This is a genomic window from Streptomyces sp. NPDC001732 (assembly GCF_053596315.1).
Genome location: NZ_JBSFFY010000147.1, coordinates 1 through 3,199, shown reverse-complemented (window position 1 = coordinate 3,199; position 3,199 = coordinate 1). Strand labels below are relative to the sequence as shown.

Here is a 3,199-nt window from a genome sequence, read left to right as displayed (position 1 = left end):
GGTGGGTGGCTGGTCGTTGTTTGAGAACTGCACAGTGGACGCGAGCATCTGTGGCCAAGTTTTTAAGGGCGCACGGTGGATGCCTTGGCACCAGGAACCGATGAAGGACGTGGGAGGCCGCGATAGGCCCCGGGGAGCTGTCAACCGAGCTTTGATCCGGGGGTGTCCGAATGGGGAAACCCGGCAGTCGTCATGGGCTGTCACCCGCTGCTGAACACATAGGCAGTGTGGAGGGAACGAGGGGAAGTGAAACATCTCAGTACCCTCAGGAAGAGAAAACAACCGTGATTCCGGGAGTAGTGGCGAGCGAAACCGGATGAGGCCAAACCGTAGGCGTGTGATACCCGGCAGGGGTTGCGTGTGCGGGGTTGTGGGATCTCTCTTTCACGGTCTGCCGGCCGTGAGGTGAGTCAGAAACCGTTGATGTAGGCGAAGGACATGCGAAAGGTCCGGCGTAGAGGGTAAGACCCCCGTAGCCGAAATGTCAGCGGCTTGCTTGAGAGACACCCAAGTAGCACGGGGCCCGAGAAATCCCGTGTGAATCTGGCGGGACCACCCGTTAAGCCTAAATATTCCCTGGTGACCGATAGCGGATAGTACCGTGAGGGAATGGTGAAAAGTACCGCGGGAGCGGAGTGAAATAGTACCTGAAACCGTGTGCCTACAAGCCGTGGGAGCGTCGCTGTATGTGCTTGCACATGCAGTCGTGACTGCGTGCCTTTTGAAGAATGAGCCTGCGAGTTTGCGGTGTGTTGCGAGGTTAACCCGTGTGGGGAAGCCGTAGCGAAAGCGAGTCCGAACAGGGCGGTGGAGTAGCACGCTCAAGACCCGAAGCGGAGTGATCTAGCCATGGGCAGGTTGAAGCGGAGGTAAGACTTCGTGGAGGACCGAACCCACCAGGGTTGAAAACCTGGGGGATGACCTGTGGTTAGGGGTGAAAGGCCAATCAAACTCCGTGATAGCTGGTTCTCCCCGAAATGCATTTAGGTGCAGCGTCGTGTGTTTCTTGCCGGAGGTAGAGCACTGGATAGGCGATGGGCCCTACCGGGTTACTGACCTTAGCCAAACTCCGAATGCCGGTAAGTGAGAGCGCGGCAGTGAGACTGTGGGGGATAAGCTCCATGGTCGAGAGGGAAACAGCCCAGAGCATCGACTAAGGCCCCTAAGCGTACGCTAAGTGGGAAAGGATGTGGAGTCGCAGAGACAACCAGGAGGTTGGCTTAGAAGCAGCCATCCTTGAAAGAGTGCGTAATAGCTCACTGGTCAAGTGATTCCGCGCCGACAATGTAGCGGGGCTCAAGCGTACCGCCGAAGTCGTGTCAATCCAGCGTGAAGCCTTAACGGGTGCTGGGTTGGGTAGGGGAGCGTCGTGTGCCGGGTGAAGCAGCACCGGAAGGTAGTTGTGGACGGTTCACGAGTGAGAATGCAGGCATGAGTAGCGATACACACGTGAGAAACGTGTGCGCCGATTGACTAAGGGTTCCTGGGTCAAGCTGATCTGCCCAGGGTAAGTCGGGACCTAAGGCGAGGCCGACAGGCGTAGTCGATGGACAACCGGTTGATATTCCGGTACCCGCTTTGAAACGCCCAGTACTGAGCCCATTAATGCTAAGTCCGTGAAGCCGGCCCGATCTCTTCGGAGTTGAGGGTAGTGGTGGAGCCGATGAACCAAGGTGGTAGTAGGTAAGCGATGGGGTGACGCAGGAAGGTAGTCCAGCCCGGGCGGTGGTTGTCCCGGGGTAAGGGTGTAGGACGCACGGTAGGCAAATCCGTCGTGCATATAGTCTGAGACCTGATGCCGAGCCGATTGTGGTGAAGTGGATGATCCTATGCTGTCGAGAAAAGCCTCTAGCGAGTTTCATGGCGGCCCGTACCCTAAACCGACTCAGGTGGTCAGGTAGAGAATACCGAGGCGTTCGGGTGAACTATGGTTAAGGAACTCGGCAAAATGCCCCCGTAACTTCGGGAGAAGGGGGGCCATTCCTGGTGATCCGGCTTGCCCGGTGAGCTGGGGGTGGCCGCAGAGACCAGCGAGAAGCGACTGTTTACTAAAAACACAGGTCCGTGCGAAGCCGTAAGGCGATGTATACGGACTGACGCCTGCCCGGTGCTGGAACGTTAAGGGGACCGGTTAGCCGACTTTCGGGTCGGCGAAGCTGAGAACTTAAGCGCCAGTAAACGGCGGTGGTAACTATAACCATCCTAAGGTAGCGAAATTCCTTGTCGGGTAAGTTCCGACCTGCACGAATGGCGTAACGACTTCTCGACTGTCTCAACCATAGGCCCGGTGAAATTGCACTACGAGTAAAGATGCTCGTTTCGCGCAGCAGGACGGAAAGACCCCGGGACCTTTACTACAGTTTGATATTGGTGTTCGGTTCGGCTTGTGTAGGATAGGTGGGAGACTGTGAAGCGGCCACGCCAGTGGTTGTGGAGTCGTCGTTGAAATACCACTCTGGTCGTGCTGGATGTCTAACCTGGGTCCGTGATCCGGATCAGGGACAGTGTCTGATGGGTAGTTTAACTGGGGCGGTTGCCTCCCAAAGGGTAACGGAGGCGCCCAAAGGTTCCCTCAGCCTGGTTGGCAATCAGGTGTTGAGTGTAAGTGCACAAGGGAGCTTGACTGTGAGACCGACGGGTCGAGCAGGGACGAAAGTCGGGACTAGTGATCCGGCAGTGGCTTGTGGAAGCGCTGTCGCTCAACGGATAAAAGGTACCCCGGGGATAACAGGCTGATCTTCCCCAAGAGTCCATATCGACGGGATGGTTTGGCACCTCGATGTCGGCTCGTCGCATCCTGGGGCTGGAGTCGGTCCCAAGGGTTGGGCTGTTCGCCCATTAAAGCGGTACGCGAGCTGGGTTTAGAACGTCGTGAGACAGTTCGGTCCCTATCCGCTGTGCGCGTAGGAATATTGAGAAGGGCTGTCCCTAGTACGAGAGGACCGGGACGGACGAACCTCTGGTGTGCCAGTTGTCCTGCCAAGGGCATGGCTGGTTGGCTACGTTCGGGAGGGATAACCGCTGAAAGCATCTAAGCGGGAAGCCTGCTTCGAGATGAGTGTTCCCACCAACTTGATTGGTTAAGGCTCCCAGTAGACGACTGGGTTGATAGGCCAGATGTGGAAGCCCGGTGACGGGTGGAGCTGACTGGTACTAATAGGCCGAGGGCTTGTCCTCAGTTGCTCGCGTCCACTGTGTT

Annotated in this window: 1 rRNA gene; it reads left to right on the top strand. The window is 57.1% G+C overall.

The annotated features are described in order from the left end of the window. Positions 1-52 precede the first annotated feature (52 nt). A 23S ribosomal RNA gene (locus tag ACWCXX_RS40525) occupies positions 53-3,177 on the top strand. Positions 3,178-3,199: the final 22 nt, after the last annotated feature.